The sequence below is a fragment of the Streptomyces sp. NPDC001617 genome (assembly GCF_053596855.1).
Map to the genome: position 1 here is coordinate 67,865 of NZ_JBSFHA010000010.1, position 25,296 is coordinate 93,160.

At 69.8% G+C, this 25,296-nt stretch carries 18 protein-coding genes; 7 read left to right on the forward strand and 11 right to left on the reverse strand.

Annotated elements, in window-relative coordinates:
• Positions 1–5 precede the first annotated feature (5 nt).
• The 3 genes from ACWC09_RS10670 to ACWC09_RS10680 are packed head-to-tail and all read left to right on the forward strand — an operon-like array spanning position 6 to position 7,561.
• On the forward strand, positions 6–3,263 hold the full coding sequence (locus tag ACWC09_RS10670) for a glycosyl hydrolase family 28 protein (RefSeq protein WP_450850180.1): 3,258 nt from the start codon (positions 6–8) through the stop codon (positions 3,261–3,263).
• Positions 3,260–5,509, forward strand: coding sequence for an alpha-galactosidase (locus ACWC09_RS10675; RefSeq protein WP_450850181.1), 2,250 nt, complete (start codon positions 3,260–3,262; stop codon positions 5,507–5,509). Before ACWC09_RS10670 ends, ACWC09_RS10675 begins: the two co-directional genes overlap by 4 nt.
• A gap of 21 nt (positions 5,510–5,530) precedes the next feature.
• Entirely contained in the window at positions 5,531–7,561 is a 2,031-nt protein-coding gene (locus ACWC09_RS10680; protein WP_450850182.1) for a PQQ-dependent sugar dehydrogenase, read from the forward strand.
• On the opposite strand, the gene ACWC09_RS10685 is transcribed toward ACWC09_RS10680, so the two are convergent.
• Both ACWC09_RS10685 and ACWC09_RS10690 read right to left on the reverse strand, forming a co-directional pair.
• Positions 7,558–9,384: an AMP-dependent synthetase/ligase gene (locus ACWC09_RS10685; RefSeq protein WP_450850183.1), complete on the reverse strand. Its 1,827-nt coding sequence runs from the start codon at positions 9,382–9,384 to the stop codon at positions 7,558–7,560. The genes ACWC09_RS10680 and ACWC09_RS10685 overlap by 4 nt on opposite strands.
• A gap of 249 nt (positions 9,385–9,633) precedes the next feature.
• Positions 9,634–11,133 (reverse strand): MFS transporter, encoded by a 1,500-nt coding sequence (locus ACWC09_RS10690; protein WP_450850184.1) that lies wholly within the window; start codon positions 11,131–11,133, stop codon positions 9,634–9,636.
• Between the two features lie 112 nt (positions 11,134–11,245).
• On the opposite strand from ACWC09_RS10690, the gene ACWC09_RS10695 reads away from it, so the two are divergent.
• Positions 11,246–12,223: an Lrp/AsnC family transcriptional regulator gene (locus ACWC09_RS10695; RefSeq protein ID WP_450850185.1), complete on the forward strand. Its 978-nt coding sequence runs from the start codon at positions 11,246–11,248 to the stop codon at positions 12,221–12,223.
• Here the strand turns inward: ACWC09_RS10695 and ACWC09_RS10700 are convergent.
• Positions 12,220–13,092, reverse strand: coding sequence for a LysR substrate-binding domain-containing protein (locus tag ACWC09_RS10700; RefSeq protein ID WP_450850186.1), 873 nt, complete (start codon positions 13,090–13,092; stop codon positions 12,220–12,222). The genes ACWC09_RS10695 and ACWC09_RS10700 overlap by 4 nt on opposite strands.
• Positions 13,093–13,281: 189 nt before the next feature.
• On the opposite strand from ACWC09_RS10700, the gene ACWC09_RS10705 reads away from it, so the two are divergent.
• Positions 13,282–14,304 carry a bile acid:sodium symporter family protein gene (locus tag ACWC09_RS10705; protein ID WP_450850259.1) on the forward strand — a complete coding sequence of 341 codons (1,023 nt, stop codon included), beginning with the start codon at positions 13,282–13,284 and terminating at the stop codon, positions 14,302–14,304.
• Here the strand turns inward: ACWC09_RS10705 and ACWC09_RS10710 are convergent.
• The 3 genes from ACWC09_RS10710 to ACWC09_RS10720 form a co-directional block, all read right to left on the reverse strand.
• Positions 14,240–15,472: a DUF4185 domain-containing protein gene (locus ACWC09_RS10710; protein ID WP_450850187.1), complete on the reverse strand. Its 1,233-nt coding sequence runs from the start codon at positions 15,470–15,472 to the stop codon at positions 14,240–14,242. The two genes, ACWC09_RS10705 and ACWC09_RS10710, sit on opposite strands and share 65 nt — an antisense overlap.
• Positions 15,473–15,482: 10 nt before the next feature.
• Positions 15,483–17,387: an exo-alpha-sialidase gene (locus ACWC09_RS10715; RefSeq protein WP_450850188.1), complete on the reverse strand. Its 1,905-nt coding sequence runs from the start codon at positions 17,385–17,387 to the stop codon at positions 15,483–15,485.
• Positions 17,388–17,502: 115 nt separating this feature from the next.
• Positions 17,503–17,595, reverse strand: a complete 93-nt coding sequence (locus ACWC09_RS10720; protein ID WP_450850189.1) for a hypothetical protein — start codon at positions 17,593–17,595, stop codon at positions 17,503–17,505.
• Between ACWC09_RS10720 and ACWC09_RS10725 the strand changes: the two genes are divergently transcribed.
• On the forward strand, positions 17,577–18,086 hold the full coding sequence (locus tag ACWC09_RS10725) for a MarR family winged helix-turn-helix transcriptional regulator (RefSeq protein ID WP_450850190.1): 510 nt from the start codon (positions 17,577–17,579) through the stop codon (positions 18,084–18,086). The genes ACWC09_RS10720 and ACWC09_RS10725 overlap by 19 nt on opposite strands.
• A gap of 32 nt (positions 18,087–18,118) precedes the next feature.
• Positions 18,119–18,643, forward strand: a complete 525-nt coding sequence (locus tag ACWC09_RS10730) for an isochorismatase family protein (RefSeq protein ID WP_450850191.1) — start codon at positions 18,119–18,121, stop codon at positions 18,641–18,643.
• Between the two features lie 92 nt (positions 18,644–18,735).
• Here ACWC09_RS10730 and fdhD read toward each other — a convergent pair whose 3' ends face one another.
• From fdhD to ACWC09_RS10755, 5 genes are read right to left on the reverse strand one after another with little or no spacing between them, the layout of a single operon-like run.
• The gene (gene fdhD, locus ACWC09_RS10735) at positions 18,736–19,584 is read right to left on the reverse strand and encodes a formate dehydrogenase accessory sulfurtransferase FdhD (protein WP_450850192.1); all 849 of its coding nucleotides are present in this window, start codon (positions 19,582–19,584) and stop codon (positions 18,736–18,738) included.
• Between the two features lie 7 nt (positions 19,585–19,591).
• Positions 19,592–20,452: a 2Fe-2S iron-sulfur cluster-binding protein gene (locus ACWC09_RS10740; protein WP_450850193.1), complete on the reverse strand. Its 861-nt coding sequence runs from the start codon at positions 20,450–20,452 to the stop codon at positions 19,592–19,594.
• The gene (locus ACWC09_RS10745) at positions 20,449–22,272 is read right to left on the reverse strand and encodes an NAD(P)H-dependent oxidoreductase subunit E (protein WP_450850260.1); all 1,824 of its coding nucleotides are present in this window, start codon (positions 22,270–22,272) and stop codon (positions 20,449–20,451) included. The genes ACWC09_RS10740 and ACWC09_RS10745 overlap by 4 nt, the downstream gene beginning before the upstream one ends.
• A 5-nt stretch (positions 22,273–22,277) precedes the next feature.
• On the reverse strand, positions 22,278–24,203 hold the full coding sequence (locus ACWC09_RS10750; protein WP_450850194.1) for a molybdopterin oxidoreductase family protein: 1,926 nt from the start codon (positions 24,201–24,203) through the stop codon (positions 22,278–22,280).
• Positions 24,204–24,219: 16 nt separating this feature from the next.
• Complete coding sequence (locus ACWC09_RS10755) at positions 24,220–25,191, reverse strand: 2-dehydropantoate 2-reductase (protein ID WP_450850195.1); 972 nt, start codon at positions 25,189–25,191, stop codon at positions 24,220–24,222.
• Positions 25,192–25,296: the final 105 nt, after the last annotated feature.

Consider the following 25,296-nt stretch of genomic DNA (forward strand, 5'->3'; position numbering starts at 1 on the left):
GTCAGATGAAACCCCCCACTGATCCACGCCGTCGAGCGGCGGCCGTCGTCCTCTTCGTCGTCGCGGTCGTCCTCGGACTCACGCACCCCGCCGCGCTCGCCGCACCGCAGAGCGGCCCGCGCGCCGCCGCCGTCTTCGACGTACGCGACTACGGCGCCAAGGGAGACGGCTCCGCCAACGACACTCCGGCCGTCAACAAGGCGATCACGGCGGCGAGTTCGGCCTCCGGCGGCGGTACGGTCCGCTTCCCCGCCGGCGACTACAAGTCCAAGAACACCATCCACATGAAGAGCCATGTGACGCTCCAGCTCGACAAGGGCGCCACGCTCCAGGGCTCCGGCGCCGACACCTACGACAAGGCCGAGTCCAACCCGTACGACGCCTACCAGGACTACGGGCACAGCCACTTCCACGACGCGATGATCTACGGCGACAAGCTGACCGACATCGGCTTCGTCGGGCAGGGCGTCATCGACGGCATGGGAAACCTGATCACCGGCAACCCCAAGTCCGGCGAAGCCGACAAGATCATCTCGCTGACCCGGTGCGACGGGCTCAGGATCGGCGACGGCCTCACGCTCCGCCGCGGCGGCCACTTCGCGGCCCTCGTCAACGGCTGCAAGAACGTGACGTCGGACCACCTCACCATCGACACCGCGAGCGACCGCGACGGCTGGAACGTCATCTCGACGACCAACGCCACGATCACCAACGCGACCATCCACGCCAACGACGACGCCCTGGTCTTCAAGAGCGACTACGCCCTCGGCGCCAAACTCCCCAACGGCCATGTGCGGGTGAGCGATTCGACGCTCGGCGCCAAGTGCTGCAACGCCCTGATGTTCGGCTCCGAGACCTGCGGCGACTTCTCGGACTACCGGTTCGAGAACATCCGCATCGACGGCGCGGACAAGTCCGGCCTCGGCATGGTGTCCATGGACGGCGCGAAGATCTCGGACGTCCACTACCGCGACATCACGATGACGAACGTCCACTCGCCGATCATGCAGAAGATCGGGACGCGCAAGCGATGCGGCAACAGTCCGGGCGTCGGATCGATCGGCGACATCACTTACGACAACATCACGGCAACCGGCAACACTCCTTCCTTCAGCCCGACGCTGTGGGGCGAGACCGGCCACCGGATCAACGGCGTGACCTTCACCGACGTCAACATCACGGTCCCCGGCGGCAACGGCACCATGTCCACCGCGGTGCCGAGCAACGACCCGAACGACTACAACCCCAAGGCCATCGGCACCCGCCCCGCGTACGGCTGGTACCTCCACAACGCCGACAACGTCCAGTTCACCGACAGCTCGGTGAAGTTCGCGGCGGACGACGGCCGTCCGGCGGTCATCGCCAACGCGGCGAGCAACATCCGGTTCACCCGGTTCACGGCCCAGAAGGGCAGCGACTCGCCCTTCGACATGGGCTTCCAGGACACCACCGGTGCCTGCCTGACGGACAGTCACAACACGTCCGGGGGCGCGCTACGGGTCTCGGGCAGCCAGGACTGCGGTGCGACGGCGAGGCCGAGGGCCGCCGCCGTGAAGCCGCTCGATGTGCAGAACCCCCGGCAGGACTTCCTCCGCGCCTCCGTCGGCGGCCTCTTCCTGCACTGGGGCCTGCGCACCGCGCCCGCCCACACCAGCTGCAGCGCCTGGGAGAACGACGTCACCAGCGGCGGCTGGACGCCCGACTACTGGGTGAACGAGGCCCAGAAGCTGCACACCCAGTACCTCGTCCTCGCCACCTTCCACAGCCGCCTCGGCTACGCCCGCCCCTGGCCCTCGAAGATCCCCGGCTCCTGCTCCACCAAGCGGGACTTCCTCGGCGAACTGATCACCGCGGCCAAGGCCAAGGGCATGAAGGTCATCCTCTACATGACCAACGACCCCCAGTGGCACGACGAGGGCGGCCGTGAGTGGCTCGACTCGGCCGCCTACTCGGCCTACAAGGGCAAGAACGTCGACCTGACCACCAACGACGGCTTCGGGCAGTTCAGTTACGACAACTTCTTCGAGGTCATGGACCGCTATCCCGACCTCTGCGGCTTCTGGATCGACAACGACAACGCCTACTGGGAGAGCCACGACCTCTACCAGCAGATCTACCAGAAGCGTCCGAACTACACGCTCAGCAACAACAACGAAGACACGCCGATCATGGACATGATCAGCAACGAGCAGAAGACGGGAATGACCCCGTCCTACGACTACCCCCAGGCGATCTACACCGCCCAACCCCGCCTGACCGAGGCGGACTTCAAGCTGCCCTCGACCGGCGCCTGGTGGTACGACGGCTCCAACCCGTCCGTCGACAAGCAGCTCACCCTCGGCCGGCTGATCACCAACGCGGGCTCCTCGGTGAAGGCGCTGATGGCCGAGACCGCCCAAGTGAACGGCAAGTTCCCTTCCAACCAGGCCGCCTTCAACACCTTCGCCGACTCCTACCTCGACCCCATCTGGCAGTCCCTGCACGGCACCGAGGGCGGCGGCTACCTGTACGGCGGCCTCAAGCCCGGCTTCTGGAACGACGGCGCCCACGGCGTCACGACGATCAGCAAGACGGACCCGAACCTCCAGTACGTCCATGTCCTGACCCCACCCGACACCGACACCCTGCGCATCCGCGACAACGGCTACCGCATCGCATCGGTCACCAACCTCCGTACCGGAGCCGCGGTTTCGTGGTCGCAGTCCGGCGGTGTGCTCACGCTGGGCGGACTCGGCAACTGGGACCCGTACGACACCGTCTTCAAGGTCACCACCGCCGGCCGCCAGGGCATCCTCACCGGCGTCAGGACGACCGCGAGCGCCTCCGCGAGCGGTCACACGGGCTCGGCCGCGGGTGACGGCGACTACCTCACCTACTGGGACAACAACAAGACGCTGCCGGTCAACCTCACCTTCGACCTCGGCTCGGCGAAGAAGGTCCAGTACATCGGCCTCAACCAGCGCGAGGACTCCGTCGCCTACGCCCGCTCGGGCACCGAGCAGTCGGCGCGGATCAAGGACTACAAGGTGTTCCTGAGCAACGACGGCTCGACCTGGGGGAGCGCGGTCAAGACCGGTCAGCTGCCAAGTCGCCGGGGAATGCAGGGAATCGACCTCACCGCCGCCGACGCCCGTTACGTCCGCCTGGAGGTGGACACCACCTGGGCCGCCTCCACCGACACCACCCGCTACAAGCGGCTGCGTGTCGACGAGGCATGGATCGGCACGTCGTACGCCACACCCGCGAACGGGGGACAGTCATGACCCGCATCAGAGCACTGACGGCCGCGGTGGCCGCCCTGCTGATGGCACCGGCGATCCCGCTGCTGACCGCGGCGCATCCCGCGGCCGCCTCCGACAACGGCCAGTCGGTCCGGCCCGCGATGGGCTGGAGCAGCTGGAGCTTCGTGCGGCGCCAGCCGACCGAGGCGAAGATCAAGGCACAGGCGGATGCACTGGCGTCGAGCGGTCTCAAGGACCACGGCTTCGTCCACGTCAACCTCGACGACTTCTGGCAGAAGTGCGACGACAACGGCTTCACCGTCGACTCCTACGGGCGGTGGGCCGTCGATCCGGCCAAGTTCCCGGACGGCATCAAGGCCGTGGCCGACTACGTCCACTCCAAGGGCCTGAAGTTCGGCTTCTACGTGACCCCCGGCATCGCGAAGAACGCCGTTCTGAAGAACACCCCGATCGAGGGGACCTCGTACCACGCGAAGGACATCGCGGACACGTCCAAGACCGAGAAGAACTACAACTGCAAGAACATGTACTACATCGACTACGGGAAGCCGGGCGCCCAGGACTTCGTGAACTCGTGGGCGAAGCAGTTCGCCTCCTGGGGCGTCGACTACCTGAAGATCGACGGGGTGGGCAGCCAGGACATCCCCGACGTCCAGGCCTGGGACAAGGCGCTGCGGGCCACCGGACGGCCCATCAACTTCGCCCTCTCCAACAACCTGCCGATCGCCGACGCCTCCACCTGGCGTCAGCTGGCGAACAGTTGGCGCACCCAGGGCGATGTGGAGTGCTACTGCGGCCCCGGCCCCAACGGCAGCGGCTATCCGCTCACCGACTGGTCCCACGTCTCCGCCCGCTTCAACACCGCCGCCTCCTGGCAGCCGTACGCCGGCCCGGGCGGCTGGAACGACCTGGACTCGCTGGAGGTCGGCAACGGCGACCAGGTGGGCCTGACGGCCGATCAGCGCCGCTCCCACTTCACCCTGTGGGCGATGGCCGCCTCCCCGCTCCTGCTCGGCACCGATCTCACCCACCTCGACTCCGTCGACAAGGCGATGCTCACCAACGACCGGCTGATCGGGGTCGACCAGGACGGCGTGGCCGCGAAACGGATCGTCAACAGCGGTGTCCAGCAGGTGTGGAGCAAGAAGGAGAGCGACGGGCAGTACGTCGTGGCGCTGTTCAACACCGGTACGTCGGGCAGCGCGACCGTGAGCGTGAACTGGTCGCAGGTCGGCTTCAGCGGCTCCGGCGACGTCACCGACCTGTGGTCCGGGTCCCACAAGGGCGTGATCGCCAACTCCTACGGCGCCACCCTGCGTCCGGGCGAGACCCGGCTGATCCGGGTCAAGCCCGCCAACTCGGCCGAGGCCGCGGCGGCTTCACCCGGCATGGCCGTCGCACCCTACGAGTACCTCGGCTGGGGCAACCCGCAGAACCCGACCTCCGTGATGTCCGCGACCGGCGTCAAGTGGTTCACCCTCGCCTTCGTCCTCTCCGACGGCGGCTGCAACCCGAAGTGGGACGGCTCGCGCCCGCTGACCGGCGGCAGCGACCAGTCCACCATCAACGCGATCCGGGCCCAGGGCGGTGACGTGGTCGTCTCCGTCGGCGGCTGGAGCGGCGACAAGCTGGGCGAGAAGTGCTCCAGCGCCTCCGCCCTCGCGGGCGCGTACCAAAAGGTCATCAGCGCCTACAAGCTGAAGGCCCTCGACATCGACATCGAGAACACCGAGTGGTCGAACGCGACCGTCCGGCAGCGGGTCGTCGACGCCCTGAAGACGGTGAAGGCGAACAACCCGGGCCTGAAGACGATCATCACCTTCGGGACCACGACCAGCGGCCCCGACTCCACCGGCGTCGACATGATCAAGCGGGCGGCCAACTCCGGCCTGGCGAACGACGTCTGGTGCATCATGCCGTTCGACTTCGGCGGCGGCACCACCACCATGGGCACGCTCACCACACAGGCCATGGAGGGCCTCAAGGCCCGGGTCAAGTCGGCGTACGGCTACAGCGACGCCACCGCCTACACGCACATCGGCCTGTCGTCCATGAACGGCAAGACGGACGACTCCGGCGAGCGCGTCCGCGTCGCCGACTTCAAGACGATGCTCGCCTACGCCCAGCAGCACCACATCGGGCGGCTCACCTACTGGTCCGTCAACCGCGACCGCGCCTGCGGCTCGGGCACCGACGGCGACTCCTGCAGCGGCGTGTCGCAGCAGCCGTACGACTACCTCAAGGTCTTCACCCAGTACACGGGCTGACGAGAAAACAGGCGAACACCCATGAATCTCAAGAGACTTCTCCCATACGGCCTCGCCGCGGCCCTCGCGCTGCCCCTCGCCGGACTGAGCCAGGGCACCGCCCTCGCCGCCACCGACTACCAGGCCGAGGACGCCACCATCTCGCAGGGCGCGGTGGCCACCAACCACACCGGCTACACGGGCACCGGCTTCGTCGACTACACCAACATCAAGGGCTCCTACGTGGAGTTCACGGTCAGCGCATCCTCCGCCGGAACCTCCGCCCTCACCCTCCGGTACGCCAACGGCACCTCCGTCGACCGGCCGATGGACATCTCCGTGGGCGGCACGGTCGTGGCGTCCGCCGTCTCCTTCCCGGCCACCGCCGACTGGAACACCTGGGCCACCAAGACCCTCAACGTCCCGCTGACCGCGGGCTCCGACAAGATCCGCGCGACCGCCACCACGGCCAACGGCGGCCCCAACCTCGACCGCGTCAGTGTGGACGCGGCGGCCGACACCCAGGCGCCCAGCCGCCCCGGACAGCCCAGTTGCTCCGACATCGGCGAGGACGGCCTCACGTTGGCCTGGGGCGCCTCGAGCGACAACGTGGGCGTGGCGGCGTACGACCTCTACGAGCACGGCAACAAGATCGGTGAGGCGCCCGGGAGCTCGACCTCCAAGGCGCTGACCGGTCTGTCCCCGAACACCACCTACAACCTGACCGTCATCGCCCGCGACGCGGCCGGCAACACCTCCGCCGCCAGTCCGGTCGTCGACTGCACCACCAAGCCCAGCTCCGACACCACCCCGCCGAGCAAGCCGGGCACGCTGTCCGCGAGTGACGTCACGTCGAACAGCGCCGATCTGAGCTGGGGCGCCTCGACCGACGACAAGGCGGTGGTCGCGTACGACGTGCGCAGCGACACCACCGTCTACGACACGGTCACCAGCGGTACGTCGACCACGCTGGGCGGGCTCGCCTGCAACAGTCCCTACAGTCTGAACGTGGTGGCCCGGGACGCGGCCGGCAATGTCTCCGAGCCCAGCAACACGGTCAGCTTCACGACCAAGGCCTGCGCCACCGACGGCGGGGTCCCGTCCTCGATCTCGACGCTCTCCACCGGCTGGACCATCCCCTGGGGCACCTACTGGATGCCCGACGGCAAGACCGCCCTGGTCACCGAGCGGGACGACTTCCGGGTCTGGAAGGTCACCAAGGACGGCACGAGGACTCAGGTCGGCACCGTCCCCAACGCCGTGACCACCAACGGCGAGGGCGGGCTGCTCGGCGTCGCCGTCGACCCCAAGTGGGCGACCAACCACTACGTCTACTTCATGCACACCGCCGACGAGGGCAACCGGGTCGTCCGCATGACCTACGACGGCACCAAGCTCACCGACTACAAGATCCTCCTCCAGGGCATCAAGAAGAACCGCTACCACAACGGCGGCCGCCTCGCCTTCGGCCCCGACGGCTACCTCTACGTCTCCACCGGCGAGGCCCAGACACCTGACCTGGCGCAGGACAAGAACTCCCTGAACGGAAAGATCCTCCGCATGACGACCGACGGGAAACCGGCCCCCGGCAACCCGTTCGGAAACTACGTTTACAGTTACGGCCACCGCAATCCTCAGGGTCTCGCCTTCGACCGCAACGGGCGCCTCTGGGAGGCGGAGTTCGGCAACAGCTCCAAGGACGAGCTGAACCTCATCAAGCCGGGCGCCAACTACGGCTGGCCGATCTGCGAGGGCACCTGCAGCACCGCCGGGATGACCAACCCGAAGGCCACCTGGAACGTCAACGAGGCCTCGCCCAGCGGTATCGCGATCGTCCGCAACGTCGTCTACATGGCGTCCCTGCGCGGCGAGCGGCTGTGGCGGATCCCCATCAACGGCGACAACGAGAGCGTCGGCACGCCGACCGCGTACTACGTCGGGACGTACGGGCGCCTGAGGACCGTGACCAAGGTGCCGGGTGCGGACCAGCTCTGGCTGTCGACCACCAACTGCGACAACAACGGAAACCAGCCGGACGGATCGGACAAGCTCTTCCGCATCGCCATCAGCTAGGCCCGGTAGAGCGCCTCGACCTCGTTGGCGTAGGCGTTCTCGATGGCCTTGCGCTTCAGCTTCAGGGACGGGGTCAGCAGACCGTGTTCCTCGGTGAAGGGCTGGGCCAGTATCCGGAAGGTGCGGATCGACTCGGCCTGCGAGACGAGGGTGTTGGCGGCGACCACCGAGCGCCGCACCTCCGTCTCCAGGTCGGCGTCGCGCACCAGCTCGGCCGGGGACATCTGCGGCTTGCCGCGCATGGTCAGCCAGTGCTCGACGGCCTCGATGTCGAGGGTGACCAGGGCGGCGATGTACGGGCGGTCGTTGCCGACGACGATGCACTGGTTGACCAGCGGATGGTCGCGGACCCGCTCCTCCAGCAGACCGGGCGAGACGCTCTTGCCGCCGGAGGTCACCAGGATCTCCTTCTTGCGGCCGGTGATGGTCAGGTAGCCGTCCTCGTCCAGGGCGCCGAGGTCGCCGGTGGCGAGCCAGCCGTCGTGCAGGGTCTCGTCGGTGGCCTTCTGGTTGTTGAGATAGCCCTGGAACATGTTTGGGCCGTGCAGCCAGATCTCGCCGTCGTCCGCGATGTGCACGGTGACGCCCGGGATGGGCTGCCCGACGGTGCCGTAGCGGGTGCGCTCGGGCGGGTTGGTGGTCGCGGCCGCCGTCGACTCGGTCAGGCCGTATCCCTCGTAGATCTGGACGCCCGCGCCCGCGAAGAACAGGCCGAGCCGGCGGTCCATCGCCGAGCCGCCCGAGATGGCGTTGCGGAGGCGACCGCCCATCGCGGCCCTGACCTTGGCGTACACGAGCTTGTCGAACAGCTGGTGCTGCATGCGCAGACCCGCCGACGGACCCGGGCCGATGCCCCAGGCCTTCGCCTCGACGGCGTCCGCGTACTTCACGGCGACCTCGACGGCCTTCTCGAACGGGCCCGCCTTGCCCTCCTTCTCGGCCTTGCGGCGGGAGGCGTTGAAGACCTTCTCGAAGATGTACGGCACCGCGAGGATGAACGTCGGCTTGAACGCCTGCAGGTCCGGCAGCAGCGCGGCCGCGTTCAGCTGCGGCTGGTGGCCGAAGCGGAGCCCGTGGCGGATCGCGGTGACCTGCACCATCCGTCCGAAGACGTGCGCGAGCGGCAGGAACAGCAGGGTCGCCGCCTCGTCGCCCTTCTTGGAGTGGAACACCGGCTCCATGTGCTCGGCGACCGTGTCCGCCTCGTACATGAAGTTCCCGTGTGTGATGACGCAGCCCTTGGGGCGGCCCGTGGTGCCCGAGGTGTAGATGATCGTGGCGGTCGAGTCCGGGGTGACCGCCTGGCGGTGGCGGTGCACGACGTCGTCGTCGATATGGGCGCCGGCGTCGTACAGCTCCTGCACGGCGCCGTTGTCCAGCTGCCACAGCTGGTGCAGCTGCGGCAGCCGGTCGATGACGGTGGCGATCGTCATCGCGTGGTCCTCGTGCTCCACGATCGCCGCGGAGCACTCGGCGTCGTACAGCGCCCAGAAACACTGCTCCGCCGACGAGGTGGGGTAGATCGGCACCACCTGGACGCCGATCGTCCACAGTGCGAAGTCGAACAGGGTCCACTCGTAGCGGGTACGGGACATGATCGCGACCCGGTCGCCGAACCGGATACCCCGGGCCAGCAGCCCCTTGGCGAGGGCCAGCACCTCGTCCCGGAACTCGGACGACGTCACGTCGCGCCACTGCCCGAGCTCGTCCTTGCGGCCGAGCACGATGTGCAGCGGGTCCTGATGGGCACGCTCGAAGACGGCGTCGGCCAGACCGCCCACCGGCGGCACCGACGTCAACGGAGGGTTGGTGAACTCGCGCAAACCCGCTCCCCGTTCCTCAGCGCTGAATTCGAGACTCGCAAGCGCCGTGAAAGCTACCCCAACCGGAGACGGGGCGGGAGGGGGGCCGAAGCCGAGCAATCCTCACGTACCGCCCCGGCCACGGCCGGAAAATTACCCTCACATCAGGAAGGGTCGGACAGAAAACTGACGGTTGAGTAAGTTTCGGTCCCGTAATCTCCACCGAATCTGTACGACCTGGCTACGTCCCTTGACCGCAGGTCAAGGGCCTCACGGGTGGGTGGTGACCGTCTCCTCCGTCTGCGTATCCGGGGCCGAATTCGTCACTCCGGTCCGTATCGCGGACGGTGTCCGGACCAGGACGACCACGAGCGCCCCGGCGGCCGTCGCGGTGAGCCCGGCCACCACCGCGCCGGTGTTGAGCCCGGAGGCGAACGCCGAGCGCAGCGTGTGCTCGGAGAAGGCGCCGCGCAACGCACCGGCCGCCCCGCCCGCCAGCGCGTGCGCCGCGTCGTGCGGCAGCGTGTCCTGCATCCGCGAGGTCAGCACCGTGCCGTACATCGCGATCCCGAGCGCGTACCCGAGCTGCCGGAACGTATTCACCGCGCCGCCCGCCATGCCGGACCGCTCCGGCGGTACGGCGGCCAGCGCGGCGCCCGCGATACCGGGCGCGACCAGACCCGTACCGACACCGATCAGCACCAGCCCCGGCGCCAGCGCGGAGGCCGTCGAACTCGCGTCCAGACCGGTCATGCAGAACTGTCCCGAACCGACCAGCAGCAGCCCGCCCCCGACGGTGATCCGCGCCGGCACGCCGTGCAGCAGCCGGCCGCCGAGGGCCGCCACCACGAACGCCGACAGCGACATCCACAGGAAGACCAGCCCACCGCGCACCGGGCTCATGCCGAGCAGCGACTGCAGCCAGATCGAGTCGTACGCCATGAGACTGAACGCCCCCGCGTTGAAGGCGAGCGCGCCCAGCATCACGACGGAGAACGTGGGCTCCAGGAACAGCCGCGGGTCCAGCATCGGGTCGGCGCCGCGCCGCTCCACGGTGAGGAAACACAACACGGCCACGACGGCCGCCGCGAACGCCAGGAGCGTCCCCGTCTCGCCCCACCCGTGCTCTCCGGCCCGCACCGCCCCGTACGTGAGCCCGCCCGCGAAGGCCGCGAACGACACCGTGCCGGCCCAGTCGATGCGCCTGTCGCGCGAGCCGTGCGACTCCGGTACGACCTTCAGCGTCAGCCACACCGCGGCCACGCTCACCGGGAGGTTGACGTAGAAGATCCACCGCCAGCCCGGCCCGTCCGTCAGCACCCCGCCGAGCACCGGCCCCACCGCGGACGCCGCTCCGCTGACCGCGCCCCACACGCCGAGCGCCACCGAACGCTGTGTGCCCTGATAGACCGAGCCCAGCAGCGGCAGCGTGGTCGCGAGGATCGCCGCACCGCCCAGACCCTGAAGGCAGCGCGAGGCGACCAGCATCCCCGGTCCGCTCGCCAGTCCGCACAGCAGCGAGGCCGTCGCGAACACCACGACACCCACGACCTGCACCCGACGCCGCCCCAGAATGTCGGCGGCGGCGCCGATGCCCAGCAGCAGCGCGGCCAGTGCCAGCGCGTACGCGTCCATCACCCACTGCAGATCGCTGAGCGACGCGTGCAGCGAGCGGGCCATGTCCGGCAACGCGACGACCGCGATCGTCACGTCCAGCAACAACATGAACGTGCCCAGGCACACCGCCGCGAGCGGCCCCCATGTACGCATGTCCTCAACTCCTTGTTCAGTGGACGCGTATCTCTCCGTACGATGGGCGATGAGCGGCAGATCGCAGTGAAAGCCAAGCGTCTGGCGGCGGAATCCGACGGGAGTGGCCGAGATGGAGATGGAATCCCACGCCTTCGACAAGCTCGACCTGCAGGTGCTGAGCGCGCTGGAGGTCAACGGCCGTGCCTCCTTCAGCCGGATCGGCGCGGTGCTCGGTGTCTCCGACCAGACCGTCGCGCGCCGTTACCGGCGGCTGTGCGCCGAGGGCGGTCTGCGTGTCGTCGCGAACCGGGACGGCGACGCGCTCGGCCTGGACCACTGGACGCTGCGGCTGCGCTGCGTCCCCGACAGCGCCCAGGTCATCGCGGAGGCGCTCGCCAAGCGGGCCGACACCAGCTGGATCGGGCTCGCCTCCGGTGGTACCGAGGTGGTGCTCGGCACCCGGCCGCGCAACGACGGCGAGCGCGACGACCTGCTCCTTGCCAAGCTCCCGCGCACCCCGCGCGTGCTGGAGATCCGGGCCTACCAGAAACTGCACCGCTTCTACGGCGGCCCGCAGGGCTGGCTGCGGAAGCTCGACATGCTCGCCCCGGACCAGATCGACGCCCTGACCCCCGATCCCGTGCCCGATCCGGGCCCCGCCCGCATCGAACCGCAGGACGAGCCGCTGGTCGCCGTTCTCGAACGCGACGGACGCGCCACCTACCCCGAACTCCAGCGCGCGACGGGGCGGTCGGAGTCCGCTGTCAAACGACGCCTGGCCACCCTGGTCGCCTCCGGAGCGATCTTCTTCGACAGCGAGTTCATCCCCGCGACCATCGGTCATCCCGTGTACGCGGCCCTCTGGCTCACCGTCGCCCCCGCGGCTCTCCACTCCGTCGGTGAGGCCCTGGCCGCGCATGCCCCGATCGCCCACGCCTCCGCGACCGCGGGCTCCAGCAACCTCACCGCGACGGCGGTCGTCAGGAGCACCGCCGATCTGTACGCCTACCTCAGCGGCCCTCTCGGCCAATTGGAAGGTGTCCAACACGTTGAGGCGACCCCGTACCTGCGCAACGTCAAGCAGCTGACCTATCGGCCGCCCCGCTAACCACCGCGTCGGCGCTGCAGCCGGTCCCCGCCCGCCAGGATCGTCGTCGCCAGGGCGTCCGCCGCGCTCTGGGCCGGGGCGGGGCGGCGGCCGTGGACCAGGACGAAGTCGACGCGGCCCAGTTCGGGCAGGCCGAAGCGGTCGGGGACGCGGACCAGGCCCGGCGGGATCAGGCCGCGGGAGTGGGCCATCACGCCGAGGCCCGCGCGGGCCGCCGCGATCAGGGCGCTCAGACTGCCGCTGGTGCAGGCGATACGCCAGGACCGGCCCTGCCGCTCCAGGGACTCGAAGGCGAGGGCGCGGGTGATACCGGGCGGCGGGAAGACGATCAGCGGGACCGGGCGGTCCGGGTCGAGACGGAGCCGTTCCGCGCCGATCCACACCAGCTCGTCGTGCCAGACCAGCTGCCCGCGCGGATCCTCCGGGCGCTTCTTGGCCAGCACCAGGTCCAGTTTCCCGGCCGCCAGCTGCTCGTGCAGTGTGCCGGAGAGTTCGACCGTCAACTCCAGGTCGACCTCGGGATGGTCGTAGCGGAAGCCCTCCAGGATCTCCGGGAGCCGGGTCAGCACGAAGTCCTCCGAGGCGCCGAAGCGGAGCCGGCCGCGCAGTCGCGTGCCGGTGAAGAACGCCGACGCCTGTTCGTGCACCTCCAGGATCCGGCGCGCGAAACCGAGCATCGCCTCGCCGTCCTCCGTCAGCTCCACCGAGTGCGTGTCCCGGGAGAACAGCTGACGGCCGGTGGCGTCCTCCAGACGCCGTACGTGCTGGCTGACCGTCGACTGGCGCAGCCCCAGCCGGCGAGCGGCCTGGGTGAAGCTCAGGGTCTGGGCGACCGCCAGAAAGGTGCGCAGGTGGGAGGGGTCGTACATGAAAGGAAGGGTAGCTGCCTATCGCGGAACGTGATGGCAGTCAGAGCGGTATGACGGATTCCCGATCGGCTGTCCGAGGAGGACGATGGAGCGGGGGACTCCGTGCCCTCCCCACAGACACCCAGAGATTCAATGCCGACAGCGACAAGCAAGTGGAGCACCGTGAAACGCCTGCGATGGCCGAGTTGGATGCCGATCGACCCGTACATCCTGCTGCTGCTCGGGACGGTGGGCCTCGCGGCTCTCCTCCCGGCGCGCGGGGCGGGGGCCGACGTGGCCTCCGGTGCCTCCACGGCCGCGATCGCCTTCCTCTTCTTCCTGTACGGCGCCCGGCTCTCCACCCGTGAAGCGCTGGACGGACTCAAGCACTGGCGGCTGCACGGCACGGTCCTCGCCTGCACGTTCGTGATCTTCCCGCTGCTGGGCCTGGCCGCCCGCGGTCTCGTCCCGGTCCTCCTGACGCACCCGCTCTACCAGGGCCTGCTCTTCCTCACGCTCGTCCCGTCGACCATCCAGTCGTCGATCGCGTTCACGTCCATCGCCCGCGGAAACGTCCCCGCGGCCATCTGCGCGGGCTCCTTCTCCTCCCTCGTCGGCATCGTCGTCACCCCGCTCCTCGCGGCCGCCCTGCTCGGCAGCAGCGCCGGCGGGTTCTCGGCCGACTCGCTCGTCCAGATCGTGTTCCAGCTGCTGGTGCCGTTCCTCGCCGGGCAGCTGCTGCGCCGCTGGATCGGCGATTTCGTCGCCCGGCACAAGAAGGTGCTCGGACTGGTCGACCGCGGGTCGATCCTGCTCGTCGTCTACACCGCGTTCAGCGAGGGCATGGTCCAGGGCATCTGGCACCGGGTGAGCCCGATCCGGCTCGGCGGACTGATGGTCGTCGAGGCCGCGCTGCTCGCCGTGATGCTGGTCCTGACCTGGTACGGCGGCAAGGCGCTGCGCTTCAACCGCGAGGACCGGATCGCCCTCCAGTTCGCCGGCTCCAAGAAGTCCCTCGCCTCCGGACTGCCCATGGCGAGCGTCCTGTTCGGCGCCCACGCCTCGCTGGCCGTGCTGCCGCTGATGCTCTTCCACCAGATGCAGCTGATGGTCTGCGCGGTGATCGCCAAGCGCCGCTCGCACGACCCCCGCGAGGAGAGCGCGGAGGTCACCGCGTCCGCACCAGCCGCACCGTCACGAACCGCGGTCGGTACAGCGACACGTTCGCGTTGATGCTCGCCGAAGCACCCGTGGTCTCCAGCCAGTTGACGTCGTAGCTGAGCACCAGCCGTCCGTCGCCGTCGCCCGCGCCGGAGGCGCTGTCGGATACAGCGGGGTGCGCCTGCGGGTTGTAGGCGGCCACCCCGGCCGCCGGCAGCGAGGGGCTGAAGCTCTTCGTGGGACCGTGCCAGGGGCCGGTGGGCGAGCAGGACCAGTACGAGGTCATGGTGGTCAGCCCCGCCGCCCCGGCGGCCATCGTGAACAGCACATACGTGCCGTTCACCCGCACCACCGAGAAGGCGCTGCCCACCTTCGCGCCGCTCAGCGGTCTCGGCCGCAGCCCCCACCCTGAGCCGTCCCAGTACCGCCAGGCCGACGGGTCCCCGAGCCGTCCCTCCGGCACCCGCGCCGCATACGCCGACGAGGCCGGCCGGGAAGCCGCCTGTCCGTCGTCGCCGCCGAACACATAGGTCCAGCCGCCCTTTTCGGTCATGGTCGTGCCGAACAGAATCCGCCGGGAGGGGTCGGTGACCAGGCTCTGGTCGAGCACCTTCACGACCGACTCGACCCGTAGGTCGGGCAGGGAGAGCGTGGCGACCTCGGTGGCCGTCGGCACACCGTAGATCCACGGCGACTGTCCGGCCGTCCGCACCCACAGCACGACCCTGACGACCTTCTCGGACGAACCGGGGGAGCGCGGCTCGACGCGGGCCGCGACCGGCCAACGCCACTGGTTCGGGGCCGGGTCCGGGAAGAGCGGGGTGGGAAGGGTGGTCTCCAGGCGGCTGCCGCGCATCACCACGGCCGAGTTCCGCACCAGGGGCGCCGAGGTGTCCCGCCAGGCGGCGGACTCGCCGACCGGGTTGGGCGGGGCGTGCACCTGACCCAGATAGGTGTCCGAGAACAGCCACAGCACCCGGCCGTCCGGCAGCCGCACCGAGTGGGTGCCGTCGCCGCCGGTCCAGTCGTCGGTGCGGGACTCGTCGTCGCCGTAGCGGGTGAACTCACCGGTGAGGCGGTCGTCCTTCGACCAGGAAGCGGTCGTGTACGGCGTACACCCACCGCCCTCCCGTTCGCCGTCGTCCGGAAGGGCGGTGAGCAGCACGGCACCGAGAACCAGCGTCAGCAGCAGGCCGAGGCCGGTTCCCGTCCGCTGTCGTGCTCGTACGTCGTCGGGCACCCACGGGACGTTAGTGGCTCTTGCGCACGTGGTCCATGGGCAGCCACAGGACGGTGTCCTTCATGTCCTTCATCTTCTTCATGTCCTTCGTGTCCTTCGCGGACAGGTCCCGCCCGGCGGCCAACTCCTCGTCGCTCAGGGCCCGGTCCCAGACGTGGACGTCGTCGATCGCGCCGGCGAAGAAGGCCCTGCTGTCCATGCGCTGGCCGATGTGCACGCCGAAGGGCGAGTTGCGGCTGACCGAGCCCGGCACGTCGGCGGTGCTGAGCTCCGTACCGTCGATGAACAGGGCCAGCCGGCCGCCACCGCGGCGCAGTGCCAGGTGGTGCCACTGGCCGTCGTTGTAGGCGCCGGTGGTGCGGACGGACGCCGACTGCGGGGCCGCCGCGCCGTTGCGTACGGTGATCAGCCCCTGGATGCGGTTGCTCGCGGGCTCGCCGCGCAGCCACACCTGCGGCTGGGTGGTGCCGATCCCGCCCATCCACAGCAGTGGCTGCTCACCGGTCGTGGCGGTGTACCGGAACCACAGCGATGCCGTGAACTCCTTCGCCCCGAGCGGGAGTCGGTCGCTGTACGGCAGGCGTACGGCGTCGTCGGTGCCGTCGAACTCCAGGGCGCCGCCGATCACGCCGGCCGTCTCCTGAGCGCCGCCGAGGACGGCCGCCGGGCGGGCGTGCGGGGCCAGGTCGGTGGTGGTGGGGTCGGGGCCGCGGCGGGGCTGCAGCCAGTCCTCGGTGAAGCGGGCGAACCGGATCTCGTCGCGGGCGTCCACCGCCCCGCCCTCGTACATCAGCCCCACGGTGTCGTGGTCGATGCGCGCCATGTCGGAGTAGCCCGACCAGTCCGTGGTCACGACCGTGCCGCGGTCGACGCTGTCCCAGGTGCGGCCGCCGTCGTAGGAGGAGCGGATCATCATGGTCCGGCGGCGGTCGGGGTCGCCGGGGCAGGCGAGCAGGAGGCGGTCGCCCAGGCGCAGCACCGAGCCCTGGACCATGGGGGTGTAGAGGTCGGGCAGGTCGTGGAACGGCGCGGTGAAGCTGTCGCCGCCGTCGTGGCTGACCGCCTGGGTGCGGTGCCCGAGGTCGGTGCCGTCCGTTTCGCGGCCGCTGACGAGGATCGAGCCGTCGGTGCGCTCGGCGAGGGCCGTTTCGGAGGGCTTCTGCCGGAAGGTGCCGTCGTCCGCGATCGGCCAGCTGTCCGTGGCGCCGATCCGCCAGTGGTCGCCGCCGTCGTCGCTGACGATCAGCGCCGCGTGGTTGGCGGTGACCCGACTGCCGTTCCATGTCTCGGTGTTGACGCCGAAGACCAGCCGGCCGGCGTGCCTGCCACGGGTGAGCTGGATGCCGTGGACGGGCCCGGTGGCGTACCAGGAGTTCCAGTCGGCCGGGAGGATCTCGTCGCTCAGATCACGCGGCTCGGACCAGGTCGTGCCGTCGTCGTCGCTGTACTGCAGGTGTGGGGTGCGGTCGCAGGGCACCGAGCAACTGGCGCTGTCCGTGCGGCCGGTGTTCCAGGTCTCGGCGAGCAGGACGCGGCCCGTCTCGCGGTCCACGATCGGCGCCGGGTTGCCGTGCGTGTCCCCGCCGCCGTGGGTGACCACCTGCAGCGGGCCCCAGGTTCGCCCGCCGTCCGTGGACCGCTTCAGCACGATGTCGATGTCGGCGGCGTCCCCGCAGTTGAGCACCCGGCCCTCGGCGAACGCGAGCAGCGTGCCGTCCGTGGTCCTCACGATCGCCGGTATACGGAAGCAGGCGTAACCCGGGTCCTGCGCGGCCTTGAAGAGGATCTGCTGCTCGAAGTCCGGTTCCGTGGAGGCGGGTTGGGCATGAGCCGCGTTCGGCAGCGCGAGCAGCGCGGCCGTCGTGAACACGGTGGTGAGGGTGGCTCTCAGACGTGCGCGAAGACGTGACGGCATGGTGCGAACCTGCCCTTCAGAGGTCTGGACATCCGGACATCCCACGTCCAACGTCCGTGTCACAGAGGCTAGTTGCGGCGTCCGGAGCCTCACAAGGAGCGTGCGGTCGCGGATTTCACGGTCGCAGCACCACCTTGCCCAGGTTGCTCCGCGCCTCGATCACCTCGTGCGCCTTCGCCGCGTCCTCCAGTGCGAACTCCCCGTGCACCGCGGGCTTCAGCGCCCCCTCCGCGAACAGCCGCCACAGCTCCCGCCGCCCGTTCTCGTACAACTCCGGCTTCCCGCGGGCGATCCGCGCCATCTGGAAGCCGATCACGGTCGGCCGCCCGTGGGCGGGCCCTGGTGGCCGAGGCGCTGGCGGTCGAGGGGCTGAGGATGTGGCACCACGTGGTGCTCTCCGCCGTCCGCGACCTCGCCCCCGTCGCCCAGGCCGACCTCGGCCGCAGTGTGCGGCTCGACCCCAAGGACCTGGTCGGTGTCCTCAACGACCTGCAGGCCGCGGGCCTGGTGGTGCGCGAGCCGGACCCGAAGGACCGGCGCAAGAACGCGGTGTCGATCACCTCGGAGGGCGCACGGCCGCTCAAGCGCTGCGAGAAGGCGGCGCGCGTGGCCAACGACGAGCTGCTCGCCCCGCTCTCGGAGGCCGAACGCGACCGGTTCATGGGCCTGTTGATCCGGATTTCCGGCACGGATACCTGATACGGAGGGCTGATGACGGATAACGTTCCGTCATGACCGCACCCCTCGCCCTGGATCCCGCACGCAGTGCTCTCGTCCTCGTCGATCTGATGGACCGGATCGTCGCGCTGCCCCTGGAGCCCCGTAAGGGCACCGAAGTCCTGTCCGCCGCCGAGGAGTTGGCGACCGCTTTCCGTTCGGTCGGCGCGCCCGTCGTCCTCGTCCGCGTCGAACGCCCCGGCGTCGCCGAACAGCCGCCCGGCAGCGGCCTGGTGGCGGGCCTGGCCCGGGACGGCGATGTCGAGGTCGTGAAGGGGACGATCGGCGCCTTCCAGGGCACGGACCTGGACGAGCGCTTGCGGGAACGCGGCGTACGCACCCTCGTGTTCGGCGGCATCGCCACCAACCTGGGCGTCGAGTCCACCGCCCGCGCCGCCGGCGACCTGGGCTACGGCCTGGTCTTCGTCGAGGACGCGATGGCCGCGTTCACGGCCGCCGAGCACGAGGCGTCGGTGCGGCTGGACTTTCCTCGGCTGGGGACGGTGGTGCGGGCGGCGGAGGTGCGGTTCGTGGCCTGAGGTCCGGCCCTCGTCCGGCTGAGGCGGGGCCCCGCGGCGCAGGGGGCGCTCCCCGCCGATCGGGGCCCCGCCGCCGTGTCGCGGGGAGCCGGTCAGCTCTGGGCGGCCGCGGTCCGTAGAGCGACACGGTCCTCGCCCGCGTACACGTTCATGGAGCTGCCCCGCAGGAAGCCCACCAGGGTCAGGCCGGTCTCCGCCGCCAGGTCGACGGCGAGCGAGGACGGTGCCGAGACCGCCGCCAGGACCGGGATGCCCGCCATGACCGCCTTCTGGGCGAGCTCGAACGAGGCCCGGCCGGAGACCAGCAGGATGGTGCGGGACAGCGGGAGATCGCCGTTCTGCAGGGCGCGGCCGACCAGCTTGTCGACCGCGTTGTGCCGGCCCACGTCCTCCCGTATGTCGAGCAGCTCGCCGTCCTCGGTGAACAGGGCCGCGGCGTGCAGGCCCCCGGTCCGGTCGAAGACCCGCTGGGCCGCCCGCAGCCGGTCGGGGAGGCTCGCGAGCAGCTCGGGGTCGACCCGGACCGGGGGAGTGTCGGCTATCGGCCAGCGGGCCGTCGTACGCACCGCGTCGAGGCTCGCCTTGCCGCACAGGCCGCAGGACGAGGTCGTGTAGACGTTCCGCTCCAGGGTTATGTCGGGGATCCTCACGCCCGGCGCGGTCCGCACGTCCACCACGTTGTACGTGTTCGAGCCGTCGACCGTGGCGCCCGCGCAGTACACGATGTTCTGCAGATCGCCCCGCTCCGCCAGCACACCCTCGCTGACCAGGAAGCCCGCGGCCAGCGCGAAGTCGTCGCCCGGGGTGCGCATGGTGATCGCGAGCGGCTTGCCGTTCAGCCGGATCTCCAGCGGTTCCTCGGCGACCAGTGTGTCCGGGCGGGACGAGACCACCCCGTCGCGGATGCGGATCACCTTGCGTCGTTCCGTGACTCGTCCCATGTGTGCCTCAGTCCCGGTTCTGTACGTGCTGGTAGCCGAAGCGGCCCTTGATGCAGAGATTGCCGTGGGTCACCGGGTTGTCGTGCGGGGAGGTGACCTTCACGATCTCATTGTCCTGCACGTGGAGCGTGAGGTTGCAGCCCACACCGCAGTACGCGCACACGGTGGTCGTCTCGCTCTGCTTCGCCTCGTCCCACGTACCCGCCGCACGCATGTCGAACTCCGACTTGAAGGACAGCGCACCGGTCGGACACACCTCGATGCAGTTCCCGCAGTACACACACGCCGAGTCGGTCAGCGGGGCGTCCTGCTCGACGGCGATCCGGGCGTCGAAACCCCGTCCGGAGACCGAGATCGCGAAGGTGTTCTGCCACTGGTCGCCACAGGCGTCGACGCACTTGTAGCAGAGGATGCACTTGCCGTAGTCGCGCACATACAGATCGTTGTCGACCCTCGGTTCCTCGTCGAGCCGCGCCGCGTCCGGGCCGAACCGGTCCGGCTTCGCCTCGTACTCCTTGATCCATTCGGCGACTTGTGGAGTCGTCGACAAGTCGACCGAGGAGGCGAGCAGTTCGAGGACGATCTTGCGGCTGTGCCGGGCGCGTTCCGTGTCGGTCCGGACGACCATGCCGGGCTCGGCCTTGCGGGAGCAGGCCGGGACGAGGGTCCGGGAGCCCTCGACCTCGACGACACAGACCCGGCAGGCGTTCTTCGGGCGCAGCGTGTCGCCCTGGCAGAGCGTCGGCACATCCTTCCCGGCCGCCCGGCACACGTCGAGGATCGTCGAGCCCTCCGGCGCCCGGACCGCCTCCCCGTCGATCGTGAACTCCAACAACCGGCGCGGGATCCCCAGCGGTGTCACGGTCATTCGTACGCCCCCAGACGGTCGATCGCGGATTCCACGGCGTTCCACGCGGTCTGCCCCAGACCGCAGATCGAGGCGTCCCGCATCGCGCGGCCGACCTCCCTGAGCAGGGCGATGTCGTCGGCGGCGGCCGCACCCGTGCGCTCCACGATCCGGTGCAGCGCCTCCTCCTGCCGCACGGTCCCGACCCGGCACGGCACACACTGCCCGCACGACTCGTCCCGGAAGAACTCCGCGATGCGCAAGAGCAGCCGGGGGAGCGGCACGGTGTCGTCGAAGGCCATGACGACTCCGGACCCGAGGGTCGTGCCCGCCTCCCGCGTGCCTTCGAAGGTGAGCGGGATGTCCACTTCGTCCGGCCGTACGAAGCCGCCCGCCGCGCCGCCGAGGAGCACCGCCCGCAGCCGGTCCCGTACACCGGCCTTCTCCAGGAGCTCGCCGAGTGTGGCCCCGAACGGAAGCTCGTAGATCCCGGGCCGCTCCACACTCCCCGACACACAGAACAGCTTGGGCCCGGTGGACCTCTCCGTGCCGATCGCCGCGTACGCCCGAGCGCCCATGGTCAGGATCGGGAGTACGTTGACCAGCGTCTCGACGTTGTTCTCGACCGTCGGCTTGCCGAACAGGCCCTTCTCCACCGGGAAGGGCGGCTTGGAGCGCGGCTCGCCCCGGTAGCCCTCGATGGAGTTGAACAGGGCCGTCTCCTCGCCACAGATGTAGGCGCCCGCACCGCGCCGGATCTCGATGTCGAAGGCGTAGCCCTGGCCGAGGACGTCCTCGCCGAGGAAGCCACGCGCGCGTGCCCGGTCGATGGCGTGCTGGACTCGCCTCAGCGCCCTCGGATACTCGCCGCGCAGGTAGAGGTACCCCTTGTGCGCACCGATCGCGTACGCCGCGATCGTCATCGCCTCGACCAGCGCGTACGGGTCGCCCTCCATGATCACGCGGTCCTTGAAGGTGCCCGGTTCGGATTCGTCGGCGTTGCAGACCAGGTAGTGGGGGTGGTCGGGCTGGGACGCCGTGGCCTGCCATTTGCGGCCGGTGGGGAAGGCGGCGCCGCCGCGCCCGACCAGGCCGGATTCGCCGACCTCGCGGATGACCCCCGCGGGACCGAGCTCGAAGGCCCGGCGGAGGGCGGTGTAGCCGCCGCCCGCGCGGTAGTCGTCGAGGCTGGACGGGTCCACGACACCGACGCGCTCGAGGAGGATCAGCCCCTCCTGTCCCGCTTGCGGTACGGCCGACGCGGCCGGCGGTTCCTCCGGCGCCGAGTCCGGCGCGCTCGCGGCGAGGACCGCCTCGTGCACGGTCGCCGGCGCCGACACCGCCGTACGCACCGGATCGCCCGCCTTGATCGCGAGCGCCGCCGGAGCCCGCTCGCACAGGCCCAGGCACGGGCTGCGCTCGACCCGCACGCCACTGCCGAGCCCGAGCCGCGCCTCGACCCCGGCGCACAGCTCGGACGCCCCGGCCGCCGTGCACGCGAGGTCCGTGCAGACGTGGAGCACGGTCGACGGACGTGGCTTCAGCGAGAACATCGCGTAGAAGGTGGCGACGCCGTACGCCTCCGCCGGTGGCACGGTCAGCCGCCGGCACAGGTAGTCGAGGGCGCCCTCGCTGATCCAGCCGATCCGGTCGTTGATCGCGTGCAACCCCGGCAACAGCAGGTCGCGGCGGTCCCGGGCCTCGCGGCCGCCGCGCGCCCACCTCAGGTCGGCGTCGGACCGGTCGGCGCCCTCCCAGGAGGACTCCGGAGGACCCAACAGGGTGTCCACGGCGGCCCGTTCGTCGTCCGTCGGCTTGCTGTCGCCGAAGTGCAGGTCCACTTGGGTCACCTCACGATGGTCGCGACGGGGAGTTTCTCGATCCGGATCGCCGACGCCTTGAACTCCGCCGTCCCCGCGATCGGGCAATTGGCCTCGATCGTCAGCTGGTTGGTGTCCACCTCGTCGGGAAAGTGCATGGTCATGAAGGCGAGCCCGGGCCGCAGCGCCGTGTCGACCCACACCGGTGCCACGACCGAACCCCGTCGCGAGGACACCTGCACCTCCTCGCCGACCACGACCCCGTAGCGCTCGGCGTCCTCCGGGCACAGCTCGATGTACTCGCCGCGCCGCAGTGGGGAGGCGAAGCCCCCGCTCTGCACACCGGTGTTGTAGGAGTCGAGGCGTCGCCCGGTGGTCAGCCGGATCGGGTACTGGTCGTCGGTGAGGTCGACCGGCGGGTCGTGCCGGACGATCCCGAAGGGCGCCGGCCTGCCGCGCCTGGCCGGGTCCGTCTCCCACAACCGGCTGTGCAGATAGGTCGGTTCGAGCTGCTCGGTGCTGGGGCACGGCCACTGGATGCCCTGGTGCTGCTCCAGGCGTTCGTACGTCATCCCGTAGTGGTCAGGCGACACCGAGCGCAGCTCGTTCCAGACCGCCTCGGCGTCGGCGTACTTCCAGTCGTGGCCGAGTCGGGCCGCCAGTTCGCAGATGATGTCGATGTCCTCGCGTGCCTCGCCGGGCGGGGTGACCGCCCGGCGTACGCGCTGAACGCGCCGCTCACTGTTGGTGGTTGTGCCGTCGGTCTCCGCCCAGCCCGCGGTCGCGGGCAGGACGACGTCCGCCAGCTCGGCCGTCTTCGTGAGGAAGATGTCCTGTACGACCAGGAAGTCCAGCTGCTTCATGCGCCGTACGGCCTGCTCGCTGTCGGCCTCCGACTGCGCCGGGTTCTCGCCGATGCAGTAGACGGCCTTCAGCGAGCCCTCCTCCATCGCCTCGAACATCTGGGTGAGGTTGAGGCCGTAGTGGGGCTGGATGACGGTGTCCCAGGCCGACTCGAACTTCAGGCGGGAGTCCGGGTCGAGGATGTCCTGGAAGCCGGGCAGGCGGTTGGGGATGGCGCCCATGTCGCCGCCGCCCTGCACGTTGTTCTGGCCGCGCAGGGGCTGCAACCCGGCGCCGTACCGGCCGACTTGGCCGGTCAGCAGGGACAGGTTGATCAGCGCGCGGACGTTGTCGGTGCCGTTGTGGTGCTCGGTGATACCGAGCGTCCAGCACAGCTGGGCGCGCTCCGCACGGGCGTAGGCGTGCGCCAACTCCCTTATGGCGCGCGCCGGTACGCCGGTCACCTTCTCGGCGAGGGAGAGCGTCCACGGCTCGACGAGCGCCTTGTACGCGTCGAAGCCGGAGGTCGCCCGCTCGATGAACGCCTCGTTGGCCAGGCCCGCGTGGATGATCTCGCGGCCGATCGCGTGCGCCATCGGGATGTCGGTGCCGACATTGAGGCCGAGCCAGCTCTCCGCCCACTCGGCGGTGGAGGTACGGCGCGGGTCGACGGCGTACATCCGGGCGCCGTTCCTGATGCCCTTGAGGACGTGCTGGAAGAAGATCGGGTGCGCGAAGCGGGCGTTGGAGCCCCACATCACGATGACGTCGGTGTGCTCGATCTCCTCGTACGAGGAGGTGCCGCCGCCCGAGCCGAAGGCGGCGGAGAGACCCGCGACGCTGGGGGCATGGCAGGTGCGGTTGCAGGAGTCGACGTTGTTGGTGCCCATGACGACCCGCGCGAACTTCTGCGCCACGTAGTTCATCTCGTTCGTGGCGCGGGCGCAGGAGAACATGCCGAAGGCGCCGCGGTCGCGCTCCAGGCCGCGGGCCGCCCGGTCCAGGGCCTCCTGCCAACTCGCCTGCCGGAAGGGCTCGTTGCGATGGTCGCGGACGAGCGGGTGGGTGAGCCGGGTGTAGGTCTTCGGGGTCCGGTTCCTTTTGCTCATGAGACAGTCCTCTTGCTCATGCGGCAGTCCTCAGGGCGAGCAGGTCCGAGATGGCGTGCACGGTGCGCAGGGTGGGCACCTCCACACCGGTGATCTCCGCCAACTCGACGACGGCCGCGAGGAGTACGTCGAGTTCGAGCGGCTTGCCGCGCTCCAGGTCCTGGAGCGTGGAGGTGCGGTGGTCGCCGACGCGTTCGGCGCCGGCGAGACGGCGCTCGATGGAGACGCCGACCTCGCAGCCGAGGGCCTCGGCGACCGCGAGCGTCTCGGCCATCATGGTCTCGATGACCTTGCGGGTGCCGCCGTGCAGACACATCTGCCGCATGGTGGCGCGGGCCAGCGCGCTGATCGGGTTGAACGAGATGTTGCCGAGCAGCTTGAGCCAGATGTCGTTGCGCAGGTCGGGCTCGACCGGGCACTTCAGGCCACCGGCGACCATGGCCTCGCTGAAGTCCCGGCAGCGCTGGGAGACGCTGCGGTCGGGCTCGCCGACGGAGAACCGGGTGCCTTCCAGGTGCCGTACAACTCCCGGGCCCGCCAGCTCGGTTGCCGCGTAGACGACACAACCGACGGCCCTCTCCGGCGCGAGCACCGCACTGACCGCGCCGTCCGGGTCCACGCTCTCCACGCGGTGGCCGTCGTGAGGGCCGCCGTGCCGGTGGAAGTACCACCAGGGGATGCCGTTCTGGGCGGCGATCACCGCCGTGGTGTCGTGCAGAAGGGGCTCGATCAGCGGCCCGCACGCCGCGTACGCGTTGGCCTTCAGGCCCAGGAAGACATAGTCGACCGGGCCGATTTCCGCCGGGTCGTCGGTGGCGTGGGCCCGCGCGGTGAAGTCGCCGCGAGGGCTGAGCACCCGTACTCCGTGCTGCCTCATGGCCGCCACATGCGGTCCACGGGCGACGAGATGGACGTCGGCGCCTGCGCGATGGAGCGCGGCACCGACGTAGGCGCCGATCGCACCGGCGCCGAGGACTGCGACTTTCATGACGAGGGAGCTCCGTTCGGTCGAGGGATACCGCGGAGAGGGCGCACCGTCGACCTCTGTCGACTGAATATTGTCTACAGTATGGAGGTGGGGTCGACAAGACTC

Coding starts and splice junctions, on each gene's coding strand:
- ACWC09_RS10755 (WP_450850195.1), bottom strand. CDS start 25,191: ATGAAAGTCGCAGTCCTCGGCGCCGGTGCGATCGGCGCCTACGTCGGT.
- ACWC09_RS10695 (WP_450850185.1), top strand. CDS start 11,246: ATGGAGATGGAATCCCACGCCTTCGACAAGCTCGACCTGCAGGTGCTG.
- ACWC09_RS10700 (WP_450850186.1), bottom strand. CDS start 13,092: ATGTACGACCCCTCCCACCTGCGCACCTTTCTGGCGGTCGCCCAGACC.
- ACWC09_RS10705 (WP_450850259.1), top strand. CDS start 13,282: ATGCCGATCGACCCGTACATCCTGCTGCTGCTCGGGACGGTGGGCCTC.
- fdhD (WP_450850192.1), bottom strand. CDS start 19,584: ATGGGACGAGTCACGGAACGACGCAAGGTGATCCGCATCCGCGACGGG.
- ACWC09_RS10730 (WP_450850191.1), top strand. CDS start 18,119: ATGACCGCACCCCTCGCCCTGGATCCCGCACGCAGTGCTCTCGTCCTC.
- ACWC09_RS10750 (WP_450850194.1), bottom strand. CDS start 24,203: ATGAGCAAAAGGAACCGGACCCCGAAGACCTACACCCGGCTCACCCAC.
- ACWC09_RS10715 (WP_450850188.1), bottom strand. CDS start 17,387: ATGCCGTCACGTCTTCGCGCACGTCTGAGAGCCACCCTCACCACCGTG.
- ACWC09_RS10670 (WP_450850180.1), top strand. CDS start 6: ATGAAACCCCCCACTGATCCACGCCGTCGAGCGGCGGCCGTCGTCCTC.
- ACWC09_RS10680 (WP_450850182.1), top strand. CDS start 5,531: ATGAATCTCAAGAGACTTCTCCCATACGGCCTCGCCGCGGCCCTCGCG.
- ACWC09_RS10675 (WP_450850181.1), top strand. CDS start 3,260: ATGACCCGCATCAGAGCACTGACGGCCGCGGTGGCCGCCCTGCTGATG.
- ACWC09_RS10740 (WP_450850193.1), bottom strand. CDS start 20,452: ATGACCGTGACACCGCTGGGGATCCCGCGCCGGTTGTTGGAGTTCACG.
- ACWC09_RS10690 (WP_450850184.1), bottom strand. CDS start 11,133: ATGCGTACATGGGGGCCGCTCGCGGCGGTGTGCCTGGGCACGTTCATG.